This window comes from Gordonia spumicola (genome assembly GCF_009932475.1).
Taxonomy (GTDB): domain Bacteria; phylum Actinomycetota; class Actinomycetes; order Mycobacteriales; family Mycobacteriaceae; genus Gordonia; species Gordonia spumicola.
In genome coordinates this window covers 506,318-531,494 of record NZ_BJOV01000005.1, presented here as the reverse complement: position 1 = coordinate 531,494, position 25,177 = coordinate 506,318, and the positions used below count along the sequence as shown (strand labels likewise).

At 68.2% G+C, this 25,177-nt stretch carries 23 protein-coding genes and 1 pseudogene; 13 read left to right on the top strand and 11 right to left on the bottom strand.

Annotated features, from left to right (window positions below; translation table 11 throughout):
• The first annotated feature begins 9 nt into the window (after positions 1 to 9).
• From nuoF to nuoN, 9 genes are read left to right on the top strand one after another with little or no spacing between them, the layout of a single operon-like run.
• On the top strand, positions 10 to 1,329 hold the full coding sequence (gene nuoF, locus GYB83_RS13690) for an NADH-quinone oxidoreductase subunit NuoF (RefSeq protein WP_228461482.1): 1,320 nt from the start codon (positions 10 to 12) through the stop codon (positions 1,327 to 1,329).
• Positions 1,329 to 3,674: an NADH-quinone oxidoreductase subunit G gene (locus tag GYB83_RS13685; RefSeq protein ID WP_161895991.1), complete on the top strand. Its 2,346-nt coding sequence runs from the start codon at positions 1,329 to 1,331 to the stop codon at positions 3,672 to 3,674. Before nuoF ends, GYB83_RS13685 begins: the two co-directional genes overlap by 1 nt.
• Positions 3,671 to 4,954, top strand: coding sequence for an NADH-quinone oxidoreductase subunit NuoH (gene nuoH / locus GYB83_RS13680; RefSeq protein ID WP_161895990.1), 1,284 nt, complete (start codon positions 3,671 to 3,673; stop codon positions 4,952 to 4,954). Before GYB83_RS13685 ends, nuoH begins: the two co-directional genes overlap by 4 nt.
• 2 nt (positions 4,955 to 4,956) lie before the next feature.
• A complete protein-coding gene (gene nuoI, locus GYB83_RS13675; RefSeq protein WP_161895989.1) occupies positions 4,957 to 5,475 on the top strand; it encodes an NADH-quinone oxidoreductase subunit NuoI in 519 nt (172 codons plus the stop codon).
• Positions 5,472 to 6,275, top strand: coding sequence for an NADH-quinone oxidoreductase subunit J (locus GYB83_RS13670; RefSeq protein WP_161895988.1), 804 nt, complete (start codon positions 5,472 to 5,474; stop codon positions 6,273 to 6,275). Before nuoI ends, GYB83_RS13670 begins: the two co-directional genes overlap by 4 nt.
• Positions 6,272 to 6,571: an NADH-quinone oxidoreductase subunit NuoK gene (nuoK, locus tag GYB83_RS13665; RefSeq protein ID WP_161895987.1), complete on the top strand. Its 300-nt coding sequence runs from the start codon at positions 6,272 to 6,274 to the stop codon at positions 6,569 to 6,571. The genes GYB83_RS13670 and nuoK overlap by 4 nt, the downstream gene beginning before the upstream one ends.
• 5 nt (positions 6,572 to 6,576) lie before the next feature.
• The gene (nuoL, locus tag GYB83_RS13660) at positions 6,577 to 8,460 is read left to right on the top strand and encodes an NADH-quinone oxidoreductase subunit L (protein ID WP_161895986.1); all 1,884 of its coding nucleotides are present in this window, start codon (positions 6,577 to 6,579) and stop codon (positions 8,458 to 8,460) included.
• The gene (locus GYB83_RS13655) at positions 8,457 to 9,989 is read left to right on the top strand and encodes an NADH-quinone oxidoreductase subunit M (protein ID WP_161895985.1); all 1,533 of its coding nucleotides are present in this window, start codon (positions 8,457 to 8,459) and stop codon (positions 9,987 to 9,989) included. The genes nuoL and GYB83_RS13655 overlap by 4 nt, the downstream gene beginning before the upstream one ends.
• Positions 9,986 to 11,623 carry an NADH-quinone oxidoreductase subunit NuoN gene (nuoN, locus tag GYB83_RS13650; protein WP_161895984.1) on the top strand — a complete coding sequence of 546 codons (1,638 nt, stop codon included), beginning with the start codon at positions 9,986 to 9,988 and terminating at the stop codon, positions 11,621 to 11,623. The genes GYB83_RS13655 and nuoN overlap by 4 nt, the downstream gene beginning before the upstream one ends.
• Before the next feature lie 14 nt (positions 11,624 to 11,637).
• On the opposite strand, the gene GYB83_RS13645 is transcribed toward nuoN, so the two are convergent.
• The 6 genes from GYB83_RS13645 to GYB83_RS13620 form a co-directional block, all read right to left on the bottom strand.
• Entirely contained in the window at positions 11,638 to 12,360 is a 723-nt protein-coding gene (locus GYB83_RS13645) for a DUF4352 domain-containing protein (protein ID WP_161895983.1), read from the bottom strand.
• Between the two features lie 131 nt (positions 12,361 to 12,491).
• Positions 12,492 to 13,115 (bottom strand): 4a-hydroxytetrahydrobiopterin dehydratase, encoded by a 624-nt coding sequence (locus tag GYB83_RS23665; RefSeq protein ID WP_228461480.1) that lies wholly within the window; start codon positions 13,113 to 13,115, stop codon positions 12,492 to 12,494.
• A 40-nt stretch (positions 13,116 to 13,155) separates the two neighbouring features.
• A complete protein-coding gene (locus tag GYB83_RS13635; protein ID WP_161895982.1) occupies positions 13,156 to 13,536 on the bottom strand; it encodes a hypothetical protein in 381 nt (126 codons plus the stop codon).
• Positions 13,537 to 13,672: 136 nt separating this feature from the next.
• Positions 13,673 to 14,401: a hypothetical protein gene (locus GYB83_RS13630; RefSeq protein WP_161895981.1), complete on the bottom strand. Its 729-nt coding sequence runs from the start codon at positions 14,399 to 14,401 to the stop codon at positions 13,673 to 13,675.
• Between the two features lie 62 nt (positions 14,402 to 14,463).
• Entirely contained in the window at positions 14,464 to 15,246 is a 783-nt protein-coding gene (locus GYB83_RS13625) for a hypothetical protein (RefSeq protein WP_161895980.1), read from the bottom strand.
• A gap of 161 nt (positions 15,247 to 15,407) precedes the next feature.
• Complete coding sequence (locus GYB83_RS13620) at positions 15,408 to 16,172, bottom strand: IclR family transcriptional regulator (protein ID WP_161895979.1); 765 nt, start codon at positions 16,170 to 16,172, stop codon at positions 15,408 to 15,410.
• Positions 16,173 to 16,326: 154 nt separating this feature from the next.
• Between GYB83_RS13620 and GYB83_RS13615 the strand changes: the two genes are divergently transcribed.
• Both GYB83_RS13615 and GYB83_RS13610 read left to right on the top strand, forming a co-directional pair.
• On the top strand, positions 16,327 to 17,631 hold the full coding sequence (locus tag GYB83_RS13615) for a DUF6986 family protein (RefSeq protein ID WP_228461478.1): 1,305 nt from the start codon (positions 16,327 to 16,329) through the stop codon (positions 17,629 to 17,631).
• Positions 17,628 to 18,443 (top strand): bifunctional allantoicase/(S)-ureidoglycine aminohydrolase, encoded by an 816-nt coding sequence (locus tag GYB83_RS13610; protein ID WP_161895978.1) that lies wholly within the window; start codon positions 17,628 to 17,630, stop codon positions 18,441 to 18,443. Before GYB83_RS13615 ends, GYB83_RS13610 begins: the two co-directional genes overlap by 4 nt.
• 143 nt (positions 18,444 to 18,586) lie before the next feature.
• Here the strand turns inward: GYB83_RS13610 and GYB83_RS13605 are convergent, their stop codons facing one another.
• Both GYB83_RS13605 and GYB83_RS13600 read right to left on the bottom strand, forming a co-directional pair.
• Positions 18,587 to 19,309 carry an aspartate/glutamate racemase family protein gene (locus GYB83_RS13605; RefSeq protein ID WP_161895977.1) on the bottom strand — a complete coding sequence of 241 codons (723 nt, stop codon included), beginning with the start codon at positions 19,307 to 19,309 and terminating at the stop codon, positions 18,587 to 18,589.
• Positions 19,310 to 19,324: 15 nt separating this feature from the next.
• On the bottom strand, positions 19,325 to 20,827 hold the full coding sequence (locus GYB83_RS13600; protein ID WP_161895976.1) for an NCS1 family nucleobase:cation symporter-1: 1,503 nt from the start codon (positions 20,825 to 20,827) through the stop codon (positions 19,325 to 19,327).
• 226 nt (positions 20,828 to 21,053) lie between these two features.
• On the opposite strand from GYB83_RS13600, the gene allB reads away from it, so the two are divergent.
• The gene (gene allB, locus GYB83_RS13595) at positions 21,054 to 22,406 is read left to right on the top strand and encodes an allantoinase AllB (RefSeq protein WP_161895975.1); all 1,353 of its coding nucleotides are present in this window, start codon (positions 21,054 to 21,056) and stop codon (positions 22,404 to 22,406) included.
• A complete protein-coding gene (locus tag GYB83_RS13590) occupies positions 22,407 to 22,967 on the top strand; it encodes a Type 1 glutamine amidotransferase-like domain-containing protein (protein ID WP_161895974.1) in 561 nt (186 codons plus the stop codon).
• Between the two features lie 9 nt (positions 22,968 to 22,976).
• Here the strand turns inward: GYB83_RS13590 and GYB83_RS13585 are convergent, their stop codons facing one another.
• The 3 genes and pseudogenes from GYB83_RS13585 to GYB83_RS13575 all read right to left on the bottom strand — a co-directional run.
• Positions 22,977 to 23,744: a crotonase/enoyl-CoA hydratase family protein gene (locus GYB83_RS13585; RefSeq protein ID WP_161895973.1), complete on the bottom strand. Its 768-nt coding sequence runs from the start codon at positions 23,742 to 23,744 to the stop codon at positions 22,977 to 22,979.
• Between the two features lie 5 nt (positions 23,745 to 23,749).
• The gene (locus tag GYB83_RS13580; protein WP_161895972.1) at positions 23,750 to 24,259 is read right to left on the bottom strand and encodes a GNAT family N-acetyltransferase; all 510 of its coding nucleotides are present in this window, start codon (positions 24,257 to 24,259) and stop codon (positions 23,750 to 23,752) included.
• A 134-nt stretch (positions 24,260 to 24,393) separates the two neighbouring features.
• Positions 24,394 to 25,173 (bottom strand): annotated as a pseudogene (locus GYB83_RS13575) (LLM class flavin-dependent oxidoreductase); the annotation flags it as partial.
• Positions 25,174 to 25,177: the final 4 nt, after the last annotated feature.

The window sequence follows — 25,177 nt, the reverse complement described above, 5'->3', positions numbered from 1 at the left end:
GTCGTCGACATGCCCACTCCCGGGTCCGAGCCCGCGCAGGCCCCGGTCCTGTCCCGCCATTGGGACGACGACGAGTCGTGGCTGCTGGAGAACTACCTCGCTCGCAACGGCTATCAAGGCCTGAAGGCGGCGCTCGCGATGACGCCGGACGAGGTGATCGACCTCGTCAAGGCGTCCGGTCTGCGTGGGCGCGGCGGCGCGGGCTTCCCGGTCGGCACCAAATGGTCCTTCATCCCGCAGAACACGCCGAAGCCGCACTACCTGGTGGTCAACGCCGACGAGTCCGAGCCCGGGACCTGCAAGGACATGCCGCTGATGCTGGCGTCCCCGCACATGCTCGTCGAGGGCGTCATCATCGCCGCGTACGCGATCCGCGCAGGCACCGCGTTCATCTATGTCCGCGGCGAGGTCGCCTCGGTGATCCGCAGGCTGCGCGCAGCCGTCGCCGAGGCGTACGACGCCGGACTGCTCGGGCCCGACGTCCTCGGCTCGGGCGTGAGCGTCGACCTCGTGGTCCACGCGGGTGCGGGCGCCTACATCTGCGGCGAGGAGACCGCGCTGCTCGACTCCCTCGAAGGGCGCCGCGGCCAGCCACGGCTGCGGCCGCCGTTCCCGGCGACCGAGGGTCTGTACGCGAGTCCGACCGTGGTCAACAATGTGGAGTCGATAGCGAGCGTGCCGTCGATCCTGCGCAACGGCGTCGACTGGTTCCGGTCGATGGGCACCGAACGCTCGCCGGGCTTCACCCTATACTCCCTGTCCGGGCACGTCACCAACCCCGGCCAGTACGAAGCCGGGCTCGGCGTCACCCTGCGCGAACTCCTCGACCGTGCGGGCGGCATCCGCGCCGGTCACGAACTCAAGTTCTGGACACCGGGCGGATCGTCGACGCCGATGTTCACGCCCGCACACCTCGACGTGCCCCTCGACTACGAGGGTGTCGGCGCGGCCGGGTCGATGCTCGGCACCAAGGCCGTCCAGCTCTTCGACGAGACGACGTGCGTGGTCCGCGCCGTGCTGCGGTGGACGGAGTTCTACAAGCACGAGTCGTGCGGCAAGTGCACACCGTGCCGTGAGGGAACGTACTGGCTGGTCCAGATCCTGCAACGCATCGAGGAGGGCGACGCCACCGAGGCCGACCTCGATCTGCTGACGTCCACCACGAACACGGTCGTCGGCAAGAGCTTCTGCGCGCTCGGCGACGGCGCGGGCAGTCCGATCGCGTCGTCGTTGCAGCATTTCCGCGACGAGTACCTCGCGCATCTGAACGGCCGGGGATGCCCGTTCGACCCGGCCCGCTCAACGGTGTTCGGACAGGAGGCCCACTGATGTCGGACGATCAGGTCACTCTCACCATCGACGACGTCGAGGTGACCGTCCCCACAGGCACGCTCGTGATCCGGGCCGCGGAGACGATCGGCGTCGACATCCCCCGATTCTGCGATCACCCGCTGCTCGACCCGGTCGGCGCGTGCCGCCAGTGCGTCGTCGAGATCGAGGGCATGCGCAAGCCGATGGCGTCGTGCACCACGACGGTCAGCGACGGCATGGTGGTGCACACCCAGCACTCGTCGGACGACGCCGCGACGGCGCAGTCGGGTGTGATGGAGCTGTTGCTCATCAATCACCCGCTCGACTGCCCGACGTGCGACAAGGGCGGCGAGTGCCCGCTGCAGAATCAGGCGATGTCGGCCGGCCGCACCGAGTCGCGGTTCGCGGGCGTCAAGCGCACCTACACCAAACCGGTGCCGCTGTCGTCGGAGGTCCTGCTCGACCGCGAACGCTGCGTCCTCTGCGCCCGCTGCACGCGGTTCGCCGATCAGGTGGCGGGCGATCCGCTCATCGCGCTGTCCGATCGGGGCGCGCTGCAACAGGTCAGCGCCTATTCCCAGGACCCGTTCGATTCGTACTTCTCCGGGAACACCGTGCAGATCTGCCCGGTCGGCGCGCTCACCGGCGCGGCCTACCGGTTCCGGGCTCGTCCGTTCGACCTGGCGTCGTCGCCGAGCGTCTGCGAGCACTGCGCCTCGGGATGCGAACAACGCACCGATCATCGCCGCGGCAAGGTGCTGCGGCGCCTCGCGGGCGACGATCCCGAAGTCAACGAGGAATGGAACTGCGACAAGGGTCGGTGGGCGTTCACGTACGCCCGCCAACCAGACCGGATCACGTCCCCGCTGGTCAGGGGCGACGACGGCCTCCTGCACCCGGCGTCCTGGACGCATGCGCTGTACGCGGCCGCGGAAGGGCTCGCGGCGTGCGGACCGCGTACCGGCGTGCTGCTCGGCGGACGTTGCACCGTCGAAGACGCCTACGCGTACGGCAAGTTCGCCCGCGCGGTGTTGGGGACCCCCGACGTCGACTTCCGCGCCCGAGCGCACTCCGCCGAGGAAGCGCAGTTCCTCGCCGCCCACGTCGCGGGCAGCGGGATCGGCGTCACCTACGACGACCTCGAAGCGGCCGCCGCGGTCGTCCTCGTCGGGTTCGAACCGGAGGAGGAGTCGCCTATCGTCTTCCTCCGCCTCCGCAAGGCGGTGCGCGCCGGGCTGCGCGTCCACACGGTGTCGTCGTGGCTCAGCCCGGGCACCGCCAAACTGTCGGCGACGCTGCACGCGTGCGTCCCGGGCCGGGAGGCGCAGGCCCTCTCCGGGCTCGGCGACCTGCTGGCGGAGCCCGGCACGGTGGTGATCGTCGGGGAACGTCTCGCGGCCAGCCCGGGTGCGCTCAGCGCCGCGGCTGCATCGGGCGCCCGGCTCGCCTGGATCCCCCGCCGTGCGGGCGAACGCGGCGCGCTCGACGTCGGAGCCGCACCCGGGCTGCTGCCCGCCGGTCGGCCCGTCCACTCGGACCGCGCCCGCGCCGAGATCGCCGATGTGTGGGGTGTGGAGGTGCCCGCCGAGACCGGGCGGTCCACCTCCCAGATCCTCGATGCGCTGACGTCCGGCGATCTCGACGGCCTGGTGATCGGCGGTGTCGAACTCGACGATCTGCCGGAGCCCGCACGGGCAGTCGACGCGCTGCGGGCCGCGCGATTCGTGGTCAGTCTCGAACAGCGCGCAAGCGACGCGACACGTCACGCCGACGTCGTCCTGCCGGTCGCGGCGGCGCCGGAGAAGTCCGGGACCTTCCTCGACTGGGAAGGGCGCCCGCGCCCGTTCACGACGGTGCTTCCGGTCGGTGTCGGCAGCGTCCCGCTGTCGGATCACCGGGTGCTGCACGCGTTGGCGGCCCAGATCGGCGTCGACCTGCGATGCGACAGCCCCGAGCAGATCCATCGCGAGTTCGGTCGTATCGGCCCGTGGCGCGGCGAGCGGCACACGTTCGCCCCGACGCCGTCGAGCACCCCAGCGGAGATCGGTCCGGGCCGGGCCGTCCTCGCATCGTGGCGCATGCTGCTCGACCTCGGACGCATGCAAGACGGTGAACCCCACCTCGCCGGCACCGCTCGTACTCCGGTCGCGAGGGTGTCGGCCGCGGCCGCCGCGTCCATTGGCGTCGCCGACGGTGAACCGCTGACCGTGTCGGCCGGTGGCGGAGCCGTCACCCTGCCCCTGACCGTCACGGACATGCCAGACGACGTGGTGTGGTTGCCGATGAACTCGCCCGACTCGCGCCTGTACCCGATGCTCGGCGCGGCGCCCGGCGACGTCGTCGAGATCGGAGCCGGGCGATGACGACCTTTCCGACGCTGGACGACTTCGGCACCGACGTCTGGTGGCTGATTCTCGCGAAGTCGCTCGGCATCTTCGTGTTCCTCGTTCTGACGGTGCTCGTCGGGATCCTCGCCGAACGCAAGATCATGGCCCGCATGCAGACGCGCCTCGGCCCGAACCGCGTCGGCCCCGGCGGCCTGCTGCAGAGCCTGGCCGACGGTGTGAAACTCGCGCTCAAGGAGGGTCTGACCCCGGCGGGCGTCGACAAGGTGATCTATCTGCTCGCCCCGATCATCTCGGTGGTTCCCGCGATCACCGCGTTCGCCGTCATCCCGATGGGGCCGCAGGTGTCGGTGTTCGGACACAGCACGCCGCTTCAGCTGACCGATCTGCCGGTCGGTGTCCTGTTCGTCCTGGCCGTCACCTCGATCGGCGTGTACGGGATCATCCTCGCGGGATGGGCGTCGGGATCGACGTATCCGCTGCTCGGTGGCCTCCGGTCGACGGCCCAGGTGATCTCGTACGAGATCGCGATGGGACTCTCGTTCGCCGCCGTGTTCCTGCTGTCGTCGACGATGTCGACGTCGGAGATCGTCGGCGGGCAACGGCACCACTGGTACGTGCTGCTGCTGTTGCCGTCGTTCGTCATCTACCTGATCTCGATGGTCGGCGAGACCAACCGGGCGCCGTTCGACCTCCCCGAGGCCGAGGGCGAACTCGTCGGCGGCTTCCACACCGAGTACAGCTCACTGAAGTTCGCGATGTTCATGCTCGCCGAGTACGTCAACATGGCGACGGTGTCGGCGCTGGCGACGACGCTGTTCCTCGGCGGCTGGCAGGCGCCGTGGCCGATCTCGATCTGGGACGGAGCCAACTCGGGTTGGCTGCCGCTGGTGTGGTTCACGATCAAGATGTGGATCTTCCTGTTCGGATTCATCTGGCTGCGGACCGCGCTCCCGCGCCTGCGCTACGACCAGTTCATGAATCTCGGCTGGAAGGTGCTGATCCCGATCGCCCTCGCCTGGGTGATGGTGGTCGGCGTCATCACGCAGGCCACGCGCGACGCGTCGGAGCGGACGTCGTCGGTGGTCCTTGCCGCCGCGGGCGTCACCGTGACCGCACTCCTCCTCTACGCGATCGCCCGCCTCGCCGGCACCTCCTCCGGTTCTTCGAGCGCAGTCGAGAAGCCTTCAGTCGAGAAGCCCGTATTCGATCCGATGGCGGGCGGCTTCCCGGTCCCGCCGCTTCCGGGGCAGACGATGCCCGACAGTGCACCAGCGCTCGAGAAGAAAGGGGTCTGACGATGCCTGACAGCTTGAAGCCGATCGCCGGTTTCGGCGGGACATTCGCGTCGATGTTCCGCACGCCGATCACCGAACAGTATCCGGAGGAACGCAGGCCGTCGTTGCCGCGGACGCACGGACGTCACCAGTTGAATCGGTACGAGGACGGCCTGGAGAAGTGCATCGGCTGCGAACTGTGTGCGTGGGCGTGTCCGGCGGACGCGATTTTCGTCGAGGGCGCCGACAACACGGACGACGAGCGGTTCTCACCCGGCGAACGCTACGGCCGCGTCTACCAGATCAACTACCTGCGCTGCATCGGCTGCGGCCTATGTGTGGAGGCCTGTCCGACGCGCGCGTTGACGATGACCGGCGACTACGAGATCGTCGGGACCAGCCGCGAATCGATGATCTACGAGAAGGACAAGCTGCTCGCGCCGCTGGACGAGGAGATGACCGCCCCGCCGCACGCGATGGCCGAGGGCTCGCGGCCGGAGAACTACTACCGCGGCGACATCGGACCGGACGGTCTGCGATGACCGCCGCGGGGCCGCTTCTGGAGACGTCAGGCGCCGAAGCCGTCACGTTCTGGGTGCTCGCGGTGATCGTCGTGATCGGCGCGCTCGGCGTCGTCCTGTCGCCGAAGGCCGTCTACTCCGCGGTGTTCCTGGCGATGACGATGATCATCCTCGCGGTCTTCTACGTGATGCAGGGCGCGCTGTTCCTCGGCGTGGTGCAGGTCGTGGTGTACACCGGCGCGGTGATGATGCTGTTCCTTTTCGTACTGATGTTGATCGGCGTCGATTCGGCCGACTCCCTGGTGGAGGCGGTGCGGGGACAGCGGGTGATCGCGGTCGGGTTGGCGACCGGCTTCGGCGTTCTCCTCGTCGCGGCGATCGGCACGGCGTCGATCTCACCGTTCGTCGGCGCGCCCGACGAAACGGGCAACGACGCGGTCCGCGCCCTCGCCGAACTGATCTTCGTGCGGTACCTGTGGGCGTTCGAACTGACGGGCGCCCTGCTCATCACCGCGACCCTCGGCGCGATGGTGCTGGCGCATCGTCGTCCGACGGAACCCGTCAAGGGGCAGCGCGAGCGGTCGATCGAACGCTTCAAGAACGGCGGCCACGTGACGCCGCTCCCCGCACCGGGCGTCTACGCCCGCCACAACGCCGTCGACATGCCCGGCCGCACACCCGACGGCTCCCCGGCTCTCCTCTCCGTGAACCGCAACTTGACTCCCCGACTCCCAGAGAGCGGCCTCGCGTCCGCCTCTCTCCCCGAGCGCAGTCCGACCTCTCGGCTCCCCGAGCGCGGTCGAGGGGTGGACGCACCGTGAACCCGGCGAACTATCTCTATCTGTCGGCGATCCTCTTCGCGATCGGCGCGTCGGGAGTGCTGTTGCGGCGCAACGCGATCGTCGTGTTCATGTGCGTGGAGTTGATGCTGAACGCCGCCAACCTGGCGTTCGTGACGTTCGCCCGCATGCAGGGCAGCCTCGACGGCCAGGTGATCGCGTTCTTCACGATGGTCGTCGCGGCTGCCGAAGTGGTGATCGGTTTGGCGATCATCATGACGATCTTCCGTACCCGGCGTTCGGCGAACGTCGACGACGCGAACCTGTTGAGGAGGTGACGGGCGTGACGCAGTTGTGGTTGATTCCCGCACTCCCGGCGTTCGGCGCCGCGCTCCTCCTGCTGCTCGGTCGACGCTCGGACGCGTGGGGACATCTCCTCGCAACCGCGCTGGCTGCGGCGTCGGCCTTGGTGGCGGTGATCGCGTGGATCTCGATGATCGGCCGCGACACCGGCGATCGGACGATCACGCAGGCGTTGTACTCGTGGGTTCCCGTCGGTGAGTTGCACGTCGACTTCGGGCTCCGACTCGATCAACTGTCGATGTGCTTCGTGCTGTTGATCACCGTGGTCGGCGCACTGATCCACGTGTACTCGATCGGCTACATGGCGCACGATCCGAACCGTCGACGCTTCTTCGCCTACCTGAACCTGTTCGTCGCGGCGATGCTCGTGCTCGTCCTGGCGAACAACTATCTGGGCCTCTACCTGGGCTGGGAGGGCGTGGGCGTCGCATCGTACCTGCTGATCGGGTTCTGGCAGCACAAGCCGTCGGCGGCGACCGCCGCGAAGAAGGCGTTCGTGATGAACCGGGTCGGCGACATGGGCCTGGCGATCGCGATGATGATCATGTTCGCAGGCTTCGGCTCGGTCGACTTCGACGCCGTCTTCGTGGGGGCGCCCGGCGCGAGCGAGGCAGCCGTGACGGGCATCGGCTTCATGCTGCTGCTCGCCGCATGCGGCAAATCGGCGCAGGTCCCGCTGCAGGCGTGGCTGGGCGATGCGATGGAGGGCCCGACACCGGTGTCGGCGCTCATCCACGCGGCGACGATGGTCACGGCGGGCGTCTACCTGATCACGAGATCGGGTCCGGTCTTCGACCTCGCGCCGAACGCGCAGACAGCGGTCACGGTCGTCGGCGCGGTAACGCTGCTGTTCGGCGCGATCATCGGCTGCGCGAAGGACGACATCAAGAAGGCGCTCGCCGCGTCGACGATGAGCCAGATCGGCTACATGATCCTCGCCGTGGGCCTGGGGCCTGCCGGATACGCGGTAGCCATCCTCCATCTGCTCACGCACGGCTTCTTCAAGGCCGGACTGTTCCTCGGCGCCGGTTCGGTGATGCACGCGATGAACGACGAGACCGACATGCGGCGTTTCGGCGGACTCCGCACGGCGATGCCGATCACGTTCGTGACGTTCGGACTCGGCTACCTGGCGATCATCGGTGTCCCGCCGTTCTCCGGCTTCTTCTCCAAGGACGGCATCATCGAGGCCGCCCTCGGCGAGGGCGGGGTGCGCGGCTGGCTCCTCGGCGGGGCGGCGGTGCTCGGCGCCGCGATCACCGCGTTCTACATGACGCGCGTGATGGTGATGACGTTCTTCGGGCCGCGACGGTGGGCGGACGACGCCCACCCGCACGAGGCCCCGACGTCGATGACGGCTCCGATGATCGTCCTCGCGATCGGATCGGTCGGCGCGGGCGCCCTCCTCGCGATCGGCGGGACGTTGACCGACTGGCTGACTCCCGTCGTCGGCGAGGCGCCCGAGCACGACGGCCCGCTGCCCGGATGGGCGGTGACCACCGTGGTCCTGGTGTGCGTCGCCGCGGGCGTCGCGGTGGCGTGGGCGAAGTACGGACGGCAGTCGGTGCCGGAGACGGCGCCCGACGACGTGTCCGCGCTGACCGTCGCGGCCCGCGCGGACCTGTACGGCGACGCGTTCAACGAGCGGATGATCGCCGGACCGGGGGCGCTGGCGACGGCGGGGCTCGTCGCCGTCGAGGACCACGGGCTCGCAGCGGTTCCGACGCGCATCGGAGCCGCGGTCACCGGGACGTCGACGCTGGCCCGACGCGCCCAGAACGGCTACGTCCGTTCGTACGCCCTGTCGATCCTGGCCGGAACCGTGGTGATCGCCGCGCTGACGATGGTGGTGAACGTCCTATGACGATGCCGTGGCTCACCGTGCTCTGGCTGCTCCCCGCGGTCGCGTCCGCCGTGGTCATGTTCCTGCCCGCCGAACGCGCGCACAACGCCAAGGTGATCGGCATCGGCGCGTCGTTGCTGGTCCTGGCCTGGTCGGTGGTCCTCGCCGTCCGCTTCGACACCGGCGGCGGACGCTTCCAGATGACCGAGGACCTCAGTTGGATCCCGCAGTTCGGCGCCCGCTACTCGCTCGGGTTGGACGGCGTCGGCCTGGCCCTCATCCTCCTGACCACCGTGCTCACTCCCCTGCTCCTGCTCGCCGGGTGGCGGGACGCGGACGGCGGCGATCGGCGCGGCAAGAGTGTCCACATCTACGTCGCGTTGCTGTTGGCCGTCGAGGCGATGGTGTTGATGAGCTTCGTCGCGACCGATGTGCTGCTGTTCTACATCTTCTTCGAGGCGATGCTGATCCCGATGTACTTCCTGATCGGCGGTTTCGGGCCGGAAGGGCCGGGGGCGGCGCCGGAACGTTCGCGCGCCGCCGTGCGGTTCCTGCTGTACAACCTGTTCGGCGGCCTGATCATGCTGGCCGCGGTGATCGGGTTGTACGCGGTGGCGGGCCAGTTCAGTCTGGAGTCGATCTCGCGGTCGATGGCCGACGGGACGCTCGACATGTCCCCGACCACGCAGAATCTGCTGTTCGGCGGTTTCGTGTTCGCGTTCGCCGTCAAGGCTCCCGTCTGGCCGCTGCACACGTGGCTGCCCGACGCCGCCGTCTCCACCACGCCGGCCGCCGCGGTGATGATGATGGCGGTGATGGACAAGGTCGGCACGTTCGCGATGCTCCGGTTCTGCCTCGGTCTGTTCCCCGACGCGTCGGAGACGTTCGCACCGGTCCTGTGCACGTTCGCGGTGATCAGCATCGTGTACGGCGCGGTGATGGCGATCGGCCAGCGCGACGTGATGCGGCTGATCGCGTACACGTCGATCTCGCACTTCGGGTTCATCGTGCTCGGCGTCTTCGCGCTCACCGATCAGGGACAGACCGGATCCACGCTGTACATGGTGAACCACGGCGTCTCGACGGCCGCGCTGTTCCTGGTGGCCGGGTTCCTGGTCTCGCGTCGCGGCAGTTCACTGATCAGCGACTTCGGCGGCGTCCAACGCCTGGCGCCGGTGTTGGCCGGAACATTTCTGATCGCGGGCCTCGCGACCCTGTCGTTGCCCGGCCTCGGCCCGTTCATCAGTGAGTTCCTGGTGCTGATCGGAACGTTCGTCCGGTATCCCGCCGCGGCCGTCGTCGCGTCGATCGCCCTGGTCTTGTCGGCCGTGTACATCCTGTGGACGTACCAGCGGATGATGGGCGGCCCCCCACCGGACGACCCGGACGGTCGCGTCACCGACCTCGGGGTCCGCGAGAAGCTCGTGCTGGCACCGCTGATCGTCGCGCTGTTCGTCCTCGGCTTCTTCCCGCGGATCATCCTCGACTTCGTCGACCCGGCGACCGCACCCGACACGTCCACCACCGCCGTCCAGGGAGGCGACCGATGACGACCCCGTCGATCGACTACTTCCGGCTGTCACCGATGCTCATCGTCTTCGGCGTCGCCGTGGTGAGTGTGCTCGTCGAGGCGTTCGTCCGGCCCGGCGCGCGATACCGCGTGCAACTGTCGCTCTCGTGTGCCGGCATCGTCGCCGCGATGGTCGCGCTCGGCTTCGTCGCGAACGCGGCGTCGGGCGACTCCCCCGAGACGAGGACGTTGATGTCCGGCGCGGTGCTGATCGACGGTCCCGGCCTGTTCGTGCAGGCCGTGGTGCTCGTGGTCTCGTTGGGCGCGGTGGCGTTCATGGGCGAACGACGCCTCGATCGAGTATGGGCGTCGACCGAGGTCAGGACCGCGGCGGGCAAGCCGGTCGCGGTCGGCGGCCCCGGCGAATCCGGTACGGCCGACGACGACCTGGTCGCCGACGCGTTCACTCCGTCGGGCGCGACGGTTCCCGGCACCGCCGACGAGCTCGCCGCGGGCCGCGCGGGTTTCCTGACCACCGAGGTGTATCCGTTGACGCTGTTCGCGGTCGGCGGCATGATGCTGTTCGGCTCGTGCGGCGACCTGCTGACGATGTTCATCGCACTCGAGGTGCTGTCGCTGCCGCTGTACGTGCTGTGCGGACTGGCGCGGCGTCGTCGCCTGCTGTCGCAGGAGGCTTCGCTCAAGTACTTCCTGCTCGGCGCTTTCGCGTCGGCCATCTTCCTGTTCGGGACGGCGTTCGCGTACGGGGCGAGCGCCTCGCTGTCGTTGCGCGACCTCGGGGAATCGCTCGAGACGGCCGACGACCGCACGTTCGCGGTGATCGCACTGACACTCATCACCGTCGGACTGCTGTTCAAGGTGGGTGCGGTCCCGTTCGGGTCGTGGGTGCCCGACGTCTACCAGGGGGCCCCGACCCCGGTCACCTCATTGATGGCGTCGGCGACGAAGGCCGCCGCATTCGGCGCGCTGCTCCGCGCGCTGCACGTCGGGTTCCCGCAGCTCGCCGACACCGCCCGTCCCGCGTTGTGGACCATCGCGATCGCGACGATGGTGATCGCCACTGTCATGGCCGTCACCCAGGGCGACCTCAAGCGCATGCTGGCGTATTCATCGGTCAGTCACGTCGGTTTCGCGCTCGTCGGAGCCGTCACCCTGTCGCGGGACGCCCTGTCCGGGACGCTCTTCTACATCGCCGTGTACGCGGTGTCGGCGTTCGGCGCGTTCGCACTGCTCAGCGTGGTGCGCGATGCCACCGGCCGCGAGGAGACCGACCTGCGTGCCTGGGCCGGACTGGGTCGGCAGCACCCGTTGGTCGGCACGATGATGTCGGTACTGCTGCTGTCGTTCGCGGGCATCCCGCTGACCGGCGGCTTCATCGGCAAGTTCGCCGTCTTCTCCGCCGCGGGCGAGGCGGGCGCGTGGCCGCTCGTGATCGTCGGCGTCGTGTGCAGTGCGATCGCCGCGTACTTCTACGTCAGGGTGATCGTCGCGATGTTCTTCGCCGACCCGCCCGCGGACACCCCGGCCGTCGTCGAGCCGAGTCTGCTGACGACGGTCCCCATCGCGATCAGCGTCGGACTCACGGTGGCGCTCGGCGTGGTCCCCGGGTGGCTCCTCGAGGTCGCCCACGACGTCGCCGTCTTCCTGGGATAGACCCGGCGGTCGCGTCAGTCGATCGCCACGTAGGCCTCGGGCCCGCCCGCGTAGACCGCCACACGGAGCATGCCGCCCGGTCCCCTCGGCCGATCGAACGCGACGTTGCCCGTTGTCGATTCCCCGTACGCCAACATCCGCGACGTGTCGAGCCGTGGCTCGAACACACGGCTCAGGTAGCCGCCGGCCGCACGCACCGCGTCCGAACCGCCGCCGATGTAGTCGATGTCGATGAGGTCCGGTCGGTTCGGGTCGCGATAGGTGTTGGTGATCGTCACATTCGCCGACGACCACACCGTGTCCCGAGGCAGCGAGTTGATCGAGCCCGCGACCACCGGTGTGAAGCTGTTGATCACCACGTTCCACCCTCGCAGCGAGATCGTCGCACCGATGGCGGCCGGATCGTCCTTCGTACCCGCCCCGGCCACGACGACGCCGTCCTGGGTCACCGTCGGTTCGGGCGGATGATGGCCGAACATGGCGTCTTCGATGTCGCGCAGGACGCCGTTCAGGACCACCGATGCGACGATCAGCCCGACGACCGACACCACGACGGCCGCGACCGATGCGCGCTTCGACGCGCTCTTGCGGCACATGCCGACGATGCCGAGGACGAGGGCGATCGGAAGGAAGAGCCAGCCGAGGACCTCGATCAGGTGTCCGGGGATCGCTCCGAACACGAGGCCGACGATCGCCAGGAGGAGCGCGAACCCGCCGATCGACGTGCGGTCCTCCATCGAGGCCTCCCCATTCGAATCGGATACATCAGACGATCTCGTCGATCAGCGTAATCAACACCCGGTCCTGGTCATCCGTTCGTCCGACGGTCGGAAGGGTCGCAGCGATCCGTGGATTGGCGTCCCGCCTGTCACCCGGCGGAAACGCCGAGTTCCGCCGCGATCGCCGCGATGTCGACGGCGAGCGAGCGGTCGGCATCGGTGATGGTGTTCCCGGAGTCGTGGGTAATCAGCGTCAATCGGACCGTCGAGTACCGCAGGTCGATATCGGGGTGATGGTTTGCGGCCTCCGCCGCGGCGACGATTCGCTCGACGAAGGCGAGGCCGCGCACCATGCTCCCCGGTCGGAACTCCGCGACCAGGCCCGCCCTGGTGACACGCCAGGGAGCACCGGGCGATTCACCGAGGTCGGGAGTCGTCCACCCGTCGATCGGGCACCGGTCCCCGTTGTCGAGATCGCCGACCACCCACCCGTGGAACGCCATGCACGCGCCATCGCTATCGCCGAGCGATGACTCGGCGACGATCTCACCGTCGGTGCTGCGTTCGAGCCGTCCGACCACGTCGACCACGAGCGAATACCCATGTCCGGCAAGCGGTTCGACGACACCGTCAGCGAGCATGAACAGGGGGTACGCGGCCGCGTCGGGCAGATGCCGCAGCACCTGCACACCGATGGCGTTCGCCATCCAGAAGCGCCGGGAGCTCAGGTCGGCGGGAAGTTCGGAGAGGGAGACATGCTCGAACATCGCCATGGCTCCATTGTGCGCCGGGCCGACCACCTCAGCGAGTGACTCACTCCGAAAAGTCGCAGTGCGTCGCGGAGTACTTCTGAATCGCGATCTGCCGCGGGTCCTTGATCATCGCGACGGCCTGCGACGGATCCTTGATCGCGTCCTTGTACCACTGCATCTGCGACGAGATCTCGGCCGGTGCGACATCGGCGACATGCGCCCACGCGTCGTACATGGCTTGTTCGGTCTGCTTGTCGTCGACGTTCGCCAATGCGGTCGTGGTGGCGGCCTTCGCGTCTTTGACGGCCGAGCAGTACGTGCTGCCACCCGACGCGGACGTCGCGGAGTCCGTCGAACCGGAACAGGCGGCGGTGAGCGGCAGGGCCGCAGCGCATGCGACAGCCCCGATCGATCGGACCAATGCGGTGCGGGCGAGCGACATAGTGGAATCCTCCTGGCTAGGCGTCAACATCGATTGTCCGATCCGCGGACTGGAGTCGGTCGAGTAGTCGACTACTCGACGCGGCCCGATCGACCGGACAGTCGATGTCGGGGTGATGGTTCGCCGCTCGTCACCATCAGTCCTTCTCGACCATCGTGAGCAGTTCGCCGTGGACCACCAGAAGTCGTTCCCGTGCGCGGTGCACCCCGCGGGCGGTCGCGTAGTCGAGATCGGACGCCGCGTCCTCGAGGTGCCGGGCCAACGCGTCGGCCATGTCGCCGACGGGGTCGACATACTTGGCCGCGTACGTCGCGGCCTTCCGCTCGTCCGACAGGTGCTTCAACGACCCGGCGTTGTCGACGAGGTCGGACGACTTCACCACCGCCGACAGCAGATCCGGGGCGACCTCGTCGGCCAGGTGCGCACGGTATCGGGCGCGGCGGACCCGCGTGGTCGCATCGGGATCGGCAGGCGGATTCGTGAGACGTCGTACGGCGTCGGCGACTCGCGGACCGAAACGCAGGGCGATGGCGTCGTGCGGGCGCGTCGACGCGGGCAGTTCGAGCCAGTCGACGAGTCGCCCGGGTGAGTCTTCGGCGACGTCGTGCAGGAGCGCCACTTCGACGACGGTTCGCTGACCCGCGTCGTCGGACGCGAACACGCCCCACCGGAGGAGCCGGAGAGCGATCCGGATCGGGTGGATGATGTACGGGTCCTGGTGCACGGCGCGGGCGCGGATGGTGGTGCGCAGCTGGCCGTCGTGGGCGTAGGCGGCGAGTCGGAGCGCATCGGAGCAGGCGGGCATCGCGGTGAGCAACGCCGCGGTCAGTTCGACGACGTTCTGATGCTTGAGTTCTGTCTGCATGGCCCACTTCCTCGTCTCGCCTCGACTGTAGCGCCGGGGTCGGACAACGCCGGGCGAGACCGTCAGCGCGAGAAGACGTAGGTGTCGTTGACGAAGCCGCTCGCGGAGCCGGAGAACGCCACGCCCGATGCGGTCGACCGTCCGAGCAGACGATGCAGCAACGTGCCCGTCGGCACCGTGACCGAGCCGACGCCCGCGGCTGGAGTCCCGATCCGCAGGTTCGAGTTGGTCGTGACGACAAATCTCCCGTCCCGATTCTTCGCCCACAACTGGTAGACGACGCCGGGGTTCGGCACCGTCACCCCGTCCGGCAACAGGTACGGGCTGACCTGTGCGCGGGCTTTCGTCGGGGCGAGTCGACCGCCGGCCGACGCGGTCATCACCCGCGGCACCGGCCCCGACGAACCGCGATCGAGAGAGATCTCCGTCAGTTCCGTCGGATAGCCCGCATCGGCCTTCACCGACGACAGGAGCCGGTTCGTGTCGAGCTGGGACAGCATCACGATGTTCTCGGTGACAAGATCCGGCAGCTGCCGGGACTCGATCCTGCGCGGCGGTGTCACCGATACCGCGGCCTCCGACAGTCGGAACGCTCCGATCCGCGTGCCGTCGACGGTGGCGCCCGCGCATTGCGACGTCTCGACGAGCAACGTCGGACTCGCGGACACCCGGAAGCCCTTCGGCACCACCGCCTGCGCACGCGCCGCCTGAGCGGGCGTCAGGCTGATCGTCACCCCGAGATTCGTGCAGTCGTGCGAGACGACGGTGGCGATCCTCGTCGCCCGCGGAGCGGCCTCTGCCGCGCCGGGGACGACGCCGCACGTGATCGCTACCGCCGCAATCACACTGAGAACGGAACGACGTGACATGAGGCACCTCCGAATCGGGCGGAATCTATTCGCCGAACCCTACGACAGCCGTTCACGATCGCCTGAACCGAAACGCCCGGTCGGCACGGAATGTCCCAGAGTACAAACCATATCGCCAGGCGCAGAGGAGACCTGACCTACTCCTCCCGAGCCCCGATGAGAGCTTCGGAGATCACATCGGTGGCGCGGCGGAGTGCCGGAACCGCACGCTTCAGCAGATCCGCGTCCATGCGGGACGCGGGGCCGGAGATGCCGATCGCCATCGGTGTGGGCGCACCGGGAACCGCCATCGCGATGCAGCGGACGCCGAGTTCTTGTTCCTGCTCGTCGACGGCGTAGCCGTCGGCCCGGACCTTCTCGACGCCCGCAAAGACTGCGGAGAGGGTCGTCGCGCTGTGTTCCGTGGCGGCCGGGAGGCCGGCTTGGGTCACGAGTTTGAGGATGCGGGCGTCGTCGAGGACGGAGAGGACCGCCTTGCCTACTCCCGAGTTGTGGAGGTTGACGCGGCGCCCGATCTCATTGTTGGTCCGCATGCTGTGCAGCGACGGGACCTGACCGGTGTAGATCACCATGTCGCCGTCGAGGACGGCGAGGCTCGCGGTCTCGGACAGTTCGTCGACGAGCGATTGGAGGACGGGACCGGCGACCGCGCCGAGTTGTCGGTTGGCGACCTCGCCGAGACGGATGAGCCGCGGACCGAGGGAGTATCGGCGATTCGGCAGTTGCCGCACGTAACCGATGCCGACGAGCGTCCGCAGCAGGCGATGGATCGTGGGTGGAGGCAGCGGCGACTCGGCCGACAGCTCGGTCAGCGAGCACTCTCCCCCGGCACGACCGATCAGTTCCATGAGTTCGAAGGCGCGCTCGACGGACTGGACGCCACCCGACTTGTTCTCCGGCATACGGTCAATTCAACACCTCCACAATATCTTCCGCAATACGGAATCGGTCATGCGTCGAGTGTCGGTCGACTTGTTGTGCATTCCGCACTCCTCCAATAAACTCCACATTGTGGAATTTTGATTCCGAAGGCCACACCCGATCGAGAGGACGCCCGTGCCACGACACCTCGACGACCCAGCGCTCGACAGCGCGGTGCTCGACAACGCAGTGCTCGCCGACGTCGACCGTCGTCTCGCCGACGCCGACGACGCGCTGAAGCGCCGCTACCCGGGCGACGACGGTCGACGCCAGCCCGTCCACACCGTCTACCTCCCCGGCGATCGCTACACGTCCACGATGCCGCAGGAATGGGGCGCCGCGGCCCTCGACGCGGCACGCTCCGCGGGCGGCCTCGACGCCGTCGCCGCGCTCGTCGGCGCCACCGACACCGACCGTCTCGCCGAGCTCGTCGAGCACAAGCTGACCACCGAGCCGATCGAAGACCTGCGCATCGACTTCGAGGACGGCTACGGCGACCGCGGAGACGCGACCGAGGACGCCGACGTCATCGAGGCCGTCGCCCGACTGCGGGCCGCCCTGGACGCGGGCACGTCCACACCGTTCGTCGGCACCAGGTTCAAATGCTTCGAAGCTCCGACCCGTCGACGCGGCCTCCGCACCCTCGACCTGTTCGTCGGCGGACTCGTCGAATCCGGCGGACTCCCCGACGGCCTCGTCCTGACGCTGCCGAAGGTGACGTCCGTGGACCAGGTCGAGGCGATGGTCTACGTCGCCGAGATCCTCGAATCCGAGCACAACCTGCCCGACCATCGCATCGGCTTCGAAGTGCAGGTCGAGACGCCGCAGGCCATCCTCGGCTCCGACGGCGTCGCGCCCGTCGCCCGCATGATCCATGCCGGCCGCGGCCGCGTCACCTCCCTGCACTACGGCACCTACGACTACTCGGCGTCCCTCGGGATCGCGGCGGCCTACCAGTCGATGGAGCATCCCGTCGCCGACCACGCGAAGAACGTCATGCAGCTCGCCGTCGCCGGAACGGGCGTCCACATGTCGGACGGATCGACGAACATCCTCCCCATCGGCGACGCGGACACCGTCGCCGACGCCTGGCGACTGCATGCGCGACTTGTCCGCAGGCACCTCGAACGCGGCGTCTACCAGGGCTGGGACCTGCACCCGGCCCAGCTCGTCACACGATTCCTCGCGACGTACGCCTTCTACCGCGACGGCTTCGGCCCCGCCGCGGCTCGACTGCGCAACTACATGCACAGAGTCGACTCGACGATCCTCGACGAGCCCGCCACCGCACGCGCCCTCGCCAACGTGATCAACCGCGGCGTCACCTGCGGCGCCGTCACGGTCGACGAGGTCGAGACCGCGACCGATCTTCCGATGCCAACCATCCGCGACACCGCCCTGGGCCGCACGGCCGCAACCCCCACCAGGAGAGAACAGTGACCACAGCGTCGTACTACACACCCCGAGGCGGCCTGCCCCCGCAGACCGACCTGCTGACCGATCGCGCCATCGTCACCGAGGCGTACACGGTGATCCCCCGCGGCGTCCTCTCCGACATCGTCACCTCCGTCTTCCCGGAGTGGTCCGACACGCGCGCGTGGATCATCAACCGTCCCGTCGCTGGCGGCGCGACCACCTACTTCCAGGCCATCGTCGAGGTCGCGCCCGGCGGCGGAGCCGAGCGTCCCGAACCGCAGGCCGAGGTCGCGGGCTTCGTGTTCGTCACGTCCGGCGCACTCACCGTCGCAGCCGAAGGACGCACCGAGACGCTCTCCGAGGGGGGCTTCGGCTACCTGCCGGCGGGCACCGTGTGGTCGGCCCGCAACGACGGCGACGCACCGGCGACGTTCGTGTGGATCCGCAAGCGCTACGAACCGGCCGAAGGCCACACGCCGTCGGTCACATTCGGCAACGAGCGCGACATCGAGCCCACCGCGATGCCCGGCACCGACGGCAAGTGGCGCACCACCCGCATGCTCGATCCGCAGGACCTCGCCTACGACATGCACTGCAACATCGTCACGTTCGAGCCGGGAGCGTCGATCCCGTTCGCCGAGACCCACGTCATGGAGCACGGCCTCCTCATGCTCGAAGGCAAGGCCGTCTATCACCTCAACGGCGACTGGGTCGAGGTTCAGGAGGGCGACTTCCTGTCCCTGCGCGCCTTCTGCCCGCAGGCCTGCTACGCGGGCGGCCCGTCGAACTTCCGCTACCTGCTGTACAAGGACGTCAACCGCCAGATCACGCTCTGACCTGCAACAGAGCACCTCGACCCCGCCCCGGCACGCGATCCGTGCCGGGGCGGTTTCCATTTCTCGATTCTTCGGGTCCAGACGCGACGAAGCCGGGCACCTGGGAGGTGATGCCCGGCTTCGCCGTGTGGGGGTGCGTCAGGTCAGATCTGGAACGGCCAACCGATGACCTTCTTCTCGCGCGGCTGGGCGTAGGTGCGCACCTTGGACGTCGACAGCCCCATGCGGACGAGGCCTTCGGCCACGGTCACCGCGGAGCGGACACCGTCGACGATCGGCACACCCGTCGCCGCGCGGACCCGTTCCTCGAGCTCGGCCATGCCGCCGCAGCCGAGGACGATCACCTCGGCGTGATCGCGTTCGACGGCCTCGCGAGACTGCGCGACGATCGCCTCGACGGCCCGGTCCGGATCGGACTCGAGTTCCAGGACACCGAGCCCGGACGCGCGGACCGATGCGCAGCGCGCGTCGAGCCCGGCGAGTTTGAGGCGGTCCTCGATGAGCGGAACGGTGCGGTCGAGCGTGGTCACCACCGAGTACTTGTGCCCGAGGTACATGGCGGTGGACGCCGCGGCCTCGGTGATGTCGACGACGGGCACGTCCAGCAGTTCCTGCAGGCCCTCTCGACCGTGTTCGCCGTACCCGGCCTGGATGACGGCGTCGAACGCCTCGGGGTACGAGGTGATCGCATCCATCACGGCGATGGCCGCGAGGTAGCTCTCGAAGTTGCCCTCGCACGAGTCGGCGCCGAACCGCGGCGTGATGCCGACGATCTCGGTGCCCTCCGACGCGACCGCGCGCGCGGACTCGGCGATGGCATCGGTCATCGACTGAGTCGTGTTGACATTGGCGACGAGGATTCTCATGACTGCCTTCCGCTTCTAGTGGGTGCTGGCGATGGCGATCGGCTCGCCCGAGACGTCGCGGAACGGGCCCTTGCGGTCGGCCACGGCCAGGTAGACGAGCGCGCCGAGACCGGCGCCGATGAACCACGAGAACTCGGAGACCGATTCGAAGGCCGGGACGAACGCCAACAGGAGGGCGACGATGGCGGTCAGGACAAAAGCGGCGACCGCGCGCGGGTTCACGCCTTTGGCGTAGTGGTAGTCGCCGTTCTCGTCCATCGTGAACAGGTCGGGAACATTGATCTTGCCGCGACGCACCAGCCAGTAGTCGGCCATCACGATGCCGAACAACGGACCGAGGAGCGCACCGAGGCCTCCGAGGAAGTAGTTGATGACGTCGGGCGAGTTGTACAGGTTCCACGGCAGGATGATCAGGCCGATGACGGCCGACACGAGTGCGGCGCGCCGGAAGTTGAGGACCTTGGGGAACAGGTTGCTCAGCGCGTAGATCGGCGCGACGAAGTTCGCCATCAGGTTCACCGCGACGGTCAGGATGAGCAGTGCCAGGCACGCCATGACCAGCAGGAACGTGTTCGGGACGGTCTGGACGATGTCGGAGACCGACTCGATGACCTTGCCGTTGATCTTGAACTGTCCACCCGCGAGGACGACGACGATGCCGCCGAAGAGGAGCATGTTGAGCGGGATGCCGACGAAGTTGCCGCGCACGATCGAGCCCTTCGACTTCGCGTTGCGCGTGAAGTCGCAGAAGTTGAGCACGAAGGTTCCGTAAATGGCGACCCAGAGGCTGGCGCCGCCGATGATCTTCGACCACATGGCGCCACCGGTCAGGCTGTCGGGCGTGGTCCACGCGATCGACCAGTCGGCCTTGCTGAGCATCCAGACGGCCAGCGCGACCATGGTGATGAGGATCGTCGGACCGGCGAACGCCTCGTACTTGCGGATCATCTCCATGCCGTAGCTGACGATGATCACCTGGACGATCCAGAGGCCGACGAACGAGATCCAGCCGAGCGTCGACAGGCCGAGGACGTCGTTGGCGTCGAGCGTCGACGCCGACGGCGCCAGTGCCACGATCATGACGCGCAGCACGACCGACGCGAGGTAGGTCTGGATGCCGAACCAGGCGATGGCGACGACACCGCGGATCAAGGCCGGAACCTGTGCGCCGCGCACGCCGAACGAGATACGGCTCATCACGGGGAACGGAACGCCGGTCTTCTCCCCCATGAAGCCCGACAGGTTGAGCAGCAGGAACAGGAAGACTCCGCCGAGTCCGAGGGCCAGCAAGATCTGCCAGCCGCCCAGTCCGAGGGCGAACAGGCCGAGGGCGAAACCGTAGTTGCCGAGGCTGTGAACGTCGTTGGCCCACAGCGTGAAGATGCTGTACGCGCTCCAGCGTCGCCCTTCGCGTTTCGTGGGCGCCAGGTCGGCGTTGTACAGCTCCGGACTGGTGACGATTCCGGAGTCCTGGGTGGTCGACACCGCGGCCACCGACTCGGTCATCTCTGTGCTCATGGGAAGAACTTTCACGTTCGGGGCGGGCGTACTCACGACGTCCACCTGATTCCACTCTGCGGAACTAGTATTCCACAGATTCGATAAGTAACGCGTATGAACGCGTGCCCTGTCAAGCCCCGGGGCACCTTGACCCGTGTTCGGCGTCACATCTACCATTTTCCATTGTGTAGATTGGAAGTTCCACGATGAGGAACTTCTTCAGTTCGTTAAGGAGACGCCGCCCATGACCGACGACACCACGTCCCGCTTCGATCTTGTCGTCCGCGGCGAGCAGACGCTCACCACCGCGGGCATCGTCGCCCGAGAGATCGGCATCAAAGACGGACGCGTCGTAGCCATCGAACCGCTCGGCAGTGGCCTCGACGGCGCCGAGGTCGTCGAACTCAACGCCGATCAAGTGATGATCCCCGGCCTCGTCGACACGCACGTGCACGTCAACGAGCCGGGCCGCACCGAATGGGAGGGCTTCGACTCGGCGACCCGCGCCGCCGCTGCCGGCGGTGTCACGACGCTCATCGACATGCCCCTCAACTCCATCCCGCCGACAGTCAACGTCGACGCGCTCAACGCCAAGCGGGCGGCCGCGGCGGGCAAGACGCACATCGACGTCGGGTTCTGGGGCGGAGCGGTGCCCGGCAACAAGGGCGACCTGCGCGCACTGCACGACGAGGGCGTCTTCGGCTTCAAGTGCTTCCTGCTCCACTCGGGCGTCGACGAGTTCCCTCACCTCACCGCGGACGAGATGGAGGAGGACATGGCCGAGCTGGCCGGGTTCGACTCCCTGATGATCGTCCACGCGGAGGACTCCCGCGCGATCGATCACGCGCCGACGGCCGAAGGCAACCAGTACTCGCAGTTCCTCGCGTCACGCCCGCGCGGCGCCGAGAACGTAGCCATCGCCGAGGTCATCGAGCGCGCCCGTTGGACCGGCGCCCGCGCTCACGTGCTGCACCTGTCGTCGTCGGACGCGTTGCCGATGATCGCGTCGGCCCGTCGGGACGGCGTCAAGATCACCGTCGAGACGTGCCCGCACTACCTGACGCTCCTCGCCGAGGAGGTCCCGAACGGGGCGACCGCGTTCAAGTGCTGCCCGCCGATCCGCGAGGCGTCGAACCGCGAACTCCTGTGGCAGGGTCTCATGGACGGCACGATCGACTGCATCGTCTCCGATCACTCGCCGTCGACTGTCGACCTGAAGGACGTCGTGAACGGCGACTTCGGCGTCGCGTGGGGTGGCGTCGCCTCGCTTCAGCTCGGCCTGTCGCTGATCTGGACCGAGGCCCGCAAGCGCGGCATCCCGCTGACGCAGGTCCTCGAGTGGATGTCCGCCAAACCGGCCGCACTCGCCGGGCTGAACAACAAGGGCCGGATCGCCCTCGGCTACGACGCCGACTTCGCGATCTTCGAACCGGAGTCGGCTCAGGTGGTGGACGTGCACAAGCTGCACCACAAGAATCCGATCAGCCCGTACGACGGCCGCGCCCTGGCGGGCGTCGTCACGAGTACGTGGCTCCGCGGCCGCAAGATCGACTTCCAGACCGCACAGGGCCGCATGCTGCGCCGCGGCGACGTGTAGGTGCATCTCCTCCTTCTGTCACTCGGCGACGGAGCGCTCCCGCGCTTCGTCGCCGAGTGCGTTCCGCGGCCCGCCTCGCAGGTGCGCATCGGTCTACTCGGCGGCGTCGGCCGGGAGTTGTTGGAAGATCGTGGGTTCGCGACTGTCGATCGTTTCGAGTTCGACGACGTCGACGCCGTGTACCTCGGCGGGGGCAACACGTTCGCGATCCTCGCCGACCTGCGCGCCTCGGGTCGCGACATCGAGCTCGCCGACCGTGTGCGCGCCGGACTCCCCTACATCGGGTTGAGCGCCGGTTCGGTGATCGCCGGGCCCGACATCTCGCCCGCGAGCGTGCTGGACGACCCGACGCAGGCGCCCGACCTGCCCGACACCGCGGGCCTCGGCCTCATAGACGAGGTGATCGTCCCCCACGCCGGAGGCATGCTGCCCGCGTATCCGCCGTCGCTCATCGCCGAGACAATGCGATCGTTCGGCGATCGATACCCGCTGCTCCCACTCGACGACGATCAAGCCGTCGAAGTGCACGGATCGAACGTTCACGTCGTTCCGAGCGGGTGACGCCCAGACTCAGATGTCGTCGAACGACCCGCCACGACCCTTGCCGGAGGCGAAGCGTCCGGCTCCGCCGATGCCGTCCGCGGTGAGCGAGGTGAGACCGATCTCGAACTCGGCGGCCAGCGCGGCCCGTTCGTCGAGACTCCACTGATCTCTCGCCGAGCGTCGATCGCCGCGCATGCAGGTGGTCGGCATGCGCGCGATGTCGTGGGCGAGTTCCACCGCGACTGCGCGGGCGTCGCCGTCCGGCACCACCCTGTTGACCAGCCCGAACGACAGGGCTTCCGCCGCGTCGACGGGACGTCCGGTGAGGATCAGGTCCATCGCCCGACCGTGGCCGATGAGCCGCGGCAGCCGAACGGTTCCACCGTCGATCAGCGGGACTCCCCACCTGCGACAGAACACGCCCAGCGTCGCACTCTCCTCGGCGACGCGCAGATCGCACCAGATCGCCAACTCCAGCCCACCCGCGACCGCGTGGCCGTGGATCGCGGCGATCACCGGCTTGTCGAGGTCGAGGCGGGTGGGCCCCATCGGGCCGTCGCCGTCGCGGCTGAGCACGTTCGAACGTTCGGTCCCCACCCCCTTGAGGTCCGCTCCCGCGCAGAACGACGGCCCTTCGCCCGCGAGCACGGCTACTTTCGCGTCCGACTCCTCGAACTCGCGGAACGCGGCCACGAGGTCAGCGGCCATCGGGCCGTCGACGGCGTTGTGCCGGTCGCCGCGGTCCATGACGACGATCATGACGTCGCCGTCGCGGTCGACCCTGACGTCGGCCATCCCGATCAGGCTTCGGGACGCGGGTCGCTCGCGAAGACGACCATCCGCGTCGCGTCGTGGTAGCCGCCGTCGACCCAGAACTCCTCGCGCTGATGTCCCTCCACCTGGAAACCGCACTTGCGGTACACGTGGATCGCGCCCTCGTTCTCGTCGTCCACCTGCAGGTACACCTTGTGCAGGTTCAACGTCTTGAAGGCGTAGTCGAGGATGAGCGTCGTCGCGGTCTGCGCGTAGCCGTGTCCCTGACGCCCGGGCGCGACGATGATCTGGAACTCGCAGTTGCGGTGAGTCTCGCGGATGTCGACGAGTTCGACGATGCCGACTGCCTCCCCGTCGTCGTCGATGATGAACCGCCGCGCAGTCCGGTCCCCGCGCCTGGCCTCGAACTTCGTCTCGAAGTCGGTCCGGGTCACGTACGGTTCGACGAACCAGTACCGGACCACCTCCGGGTCGCTGAACAGCGAATGCAGGAACTCGACGTCGGTGACCTCTTGTGCGCGCAGGGTGACGGCCATGCCTGCCACCCTACCCACGCGTCTCGGCTCCGACGCGCTCCCAGAGATCGGTCGCCTCATCGACGTCCGACGGCATGGTGTCGCCGGACGTCAATGATTCGACCGATGTCAGGACCGCAACCGCCCATCCGGTGTCAGCGCCAGCCGAGAGCCGGTGCGACGTGCTCGAGGATCGAGGAGATGACGTGTGCGTTGTACTCGACGCCGAGCTGGTTCGGGACGGTGAGCAGGAGAGTGTCGGCCGCGGCGATCGCCTCGTCCTCCCGCAGCTGCTCGATCAGCTTGTCCGGTTCGTCGGCGTACGACCGACCGAATCTGGCTGTCGAGCCGTCGATGACGCCCACCTGGTCCTGGTTGTCGTCACGCCTGCCGAAGTACGCGCGGTCGCGGTCGTCGACGATCGCGAAGATGCTGCGGCTGACAGACACCCGCGGCTCGCGCTCGTGCCCCTGCACCTTCCACTCGTCGCGGAACCGTCGGATCTGCTCGGCCTGCAACTCGTGGAACGGGACGCCGGTGTCCTCGGTGAGGAGCGTGGAGCTCATCAGGTTGAGTCCCTGCTGCGCCGTCCATTCGGCAGTCGCGCGCGTGCCCGCACCCCACCAGACGCGCTCGCGCAGCCCGGGCGACTGCGGCTCGATGCCGAGCAGACCCGGCGGGTTCGGGAACATCGGACGCGGGTTGGGCTGCGCGAAACGGGCACCGTCGATGGCCTGCAGGAACACGCTCGTGTGCGTGCGAGCCATGTCGGCGTCGGTCTCACCCTCCCCCGGCTGGTAACCGAAGTAGCGGTAGCCGTCGATCACCTGCTCCGGCGAACCTCGCGAGACGCCGAGCTGCAGTCGGCCGCCCGCGATGAGGTCGGCCGCCCCGGCGTCCTCCGCCATGTACATGGGGTTCTCGTAGCGCATGTCGCGG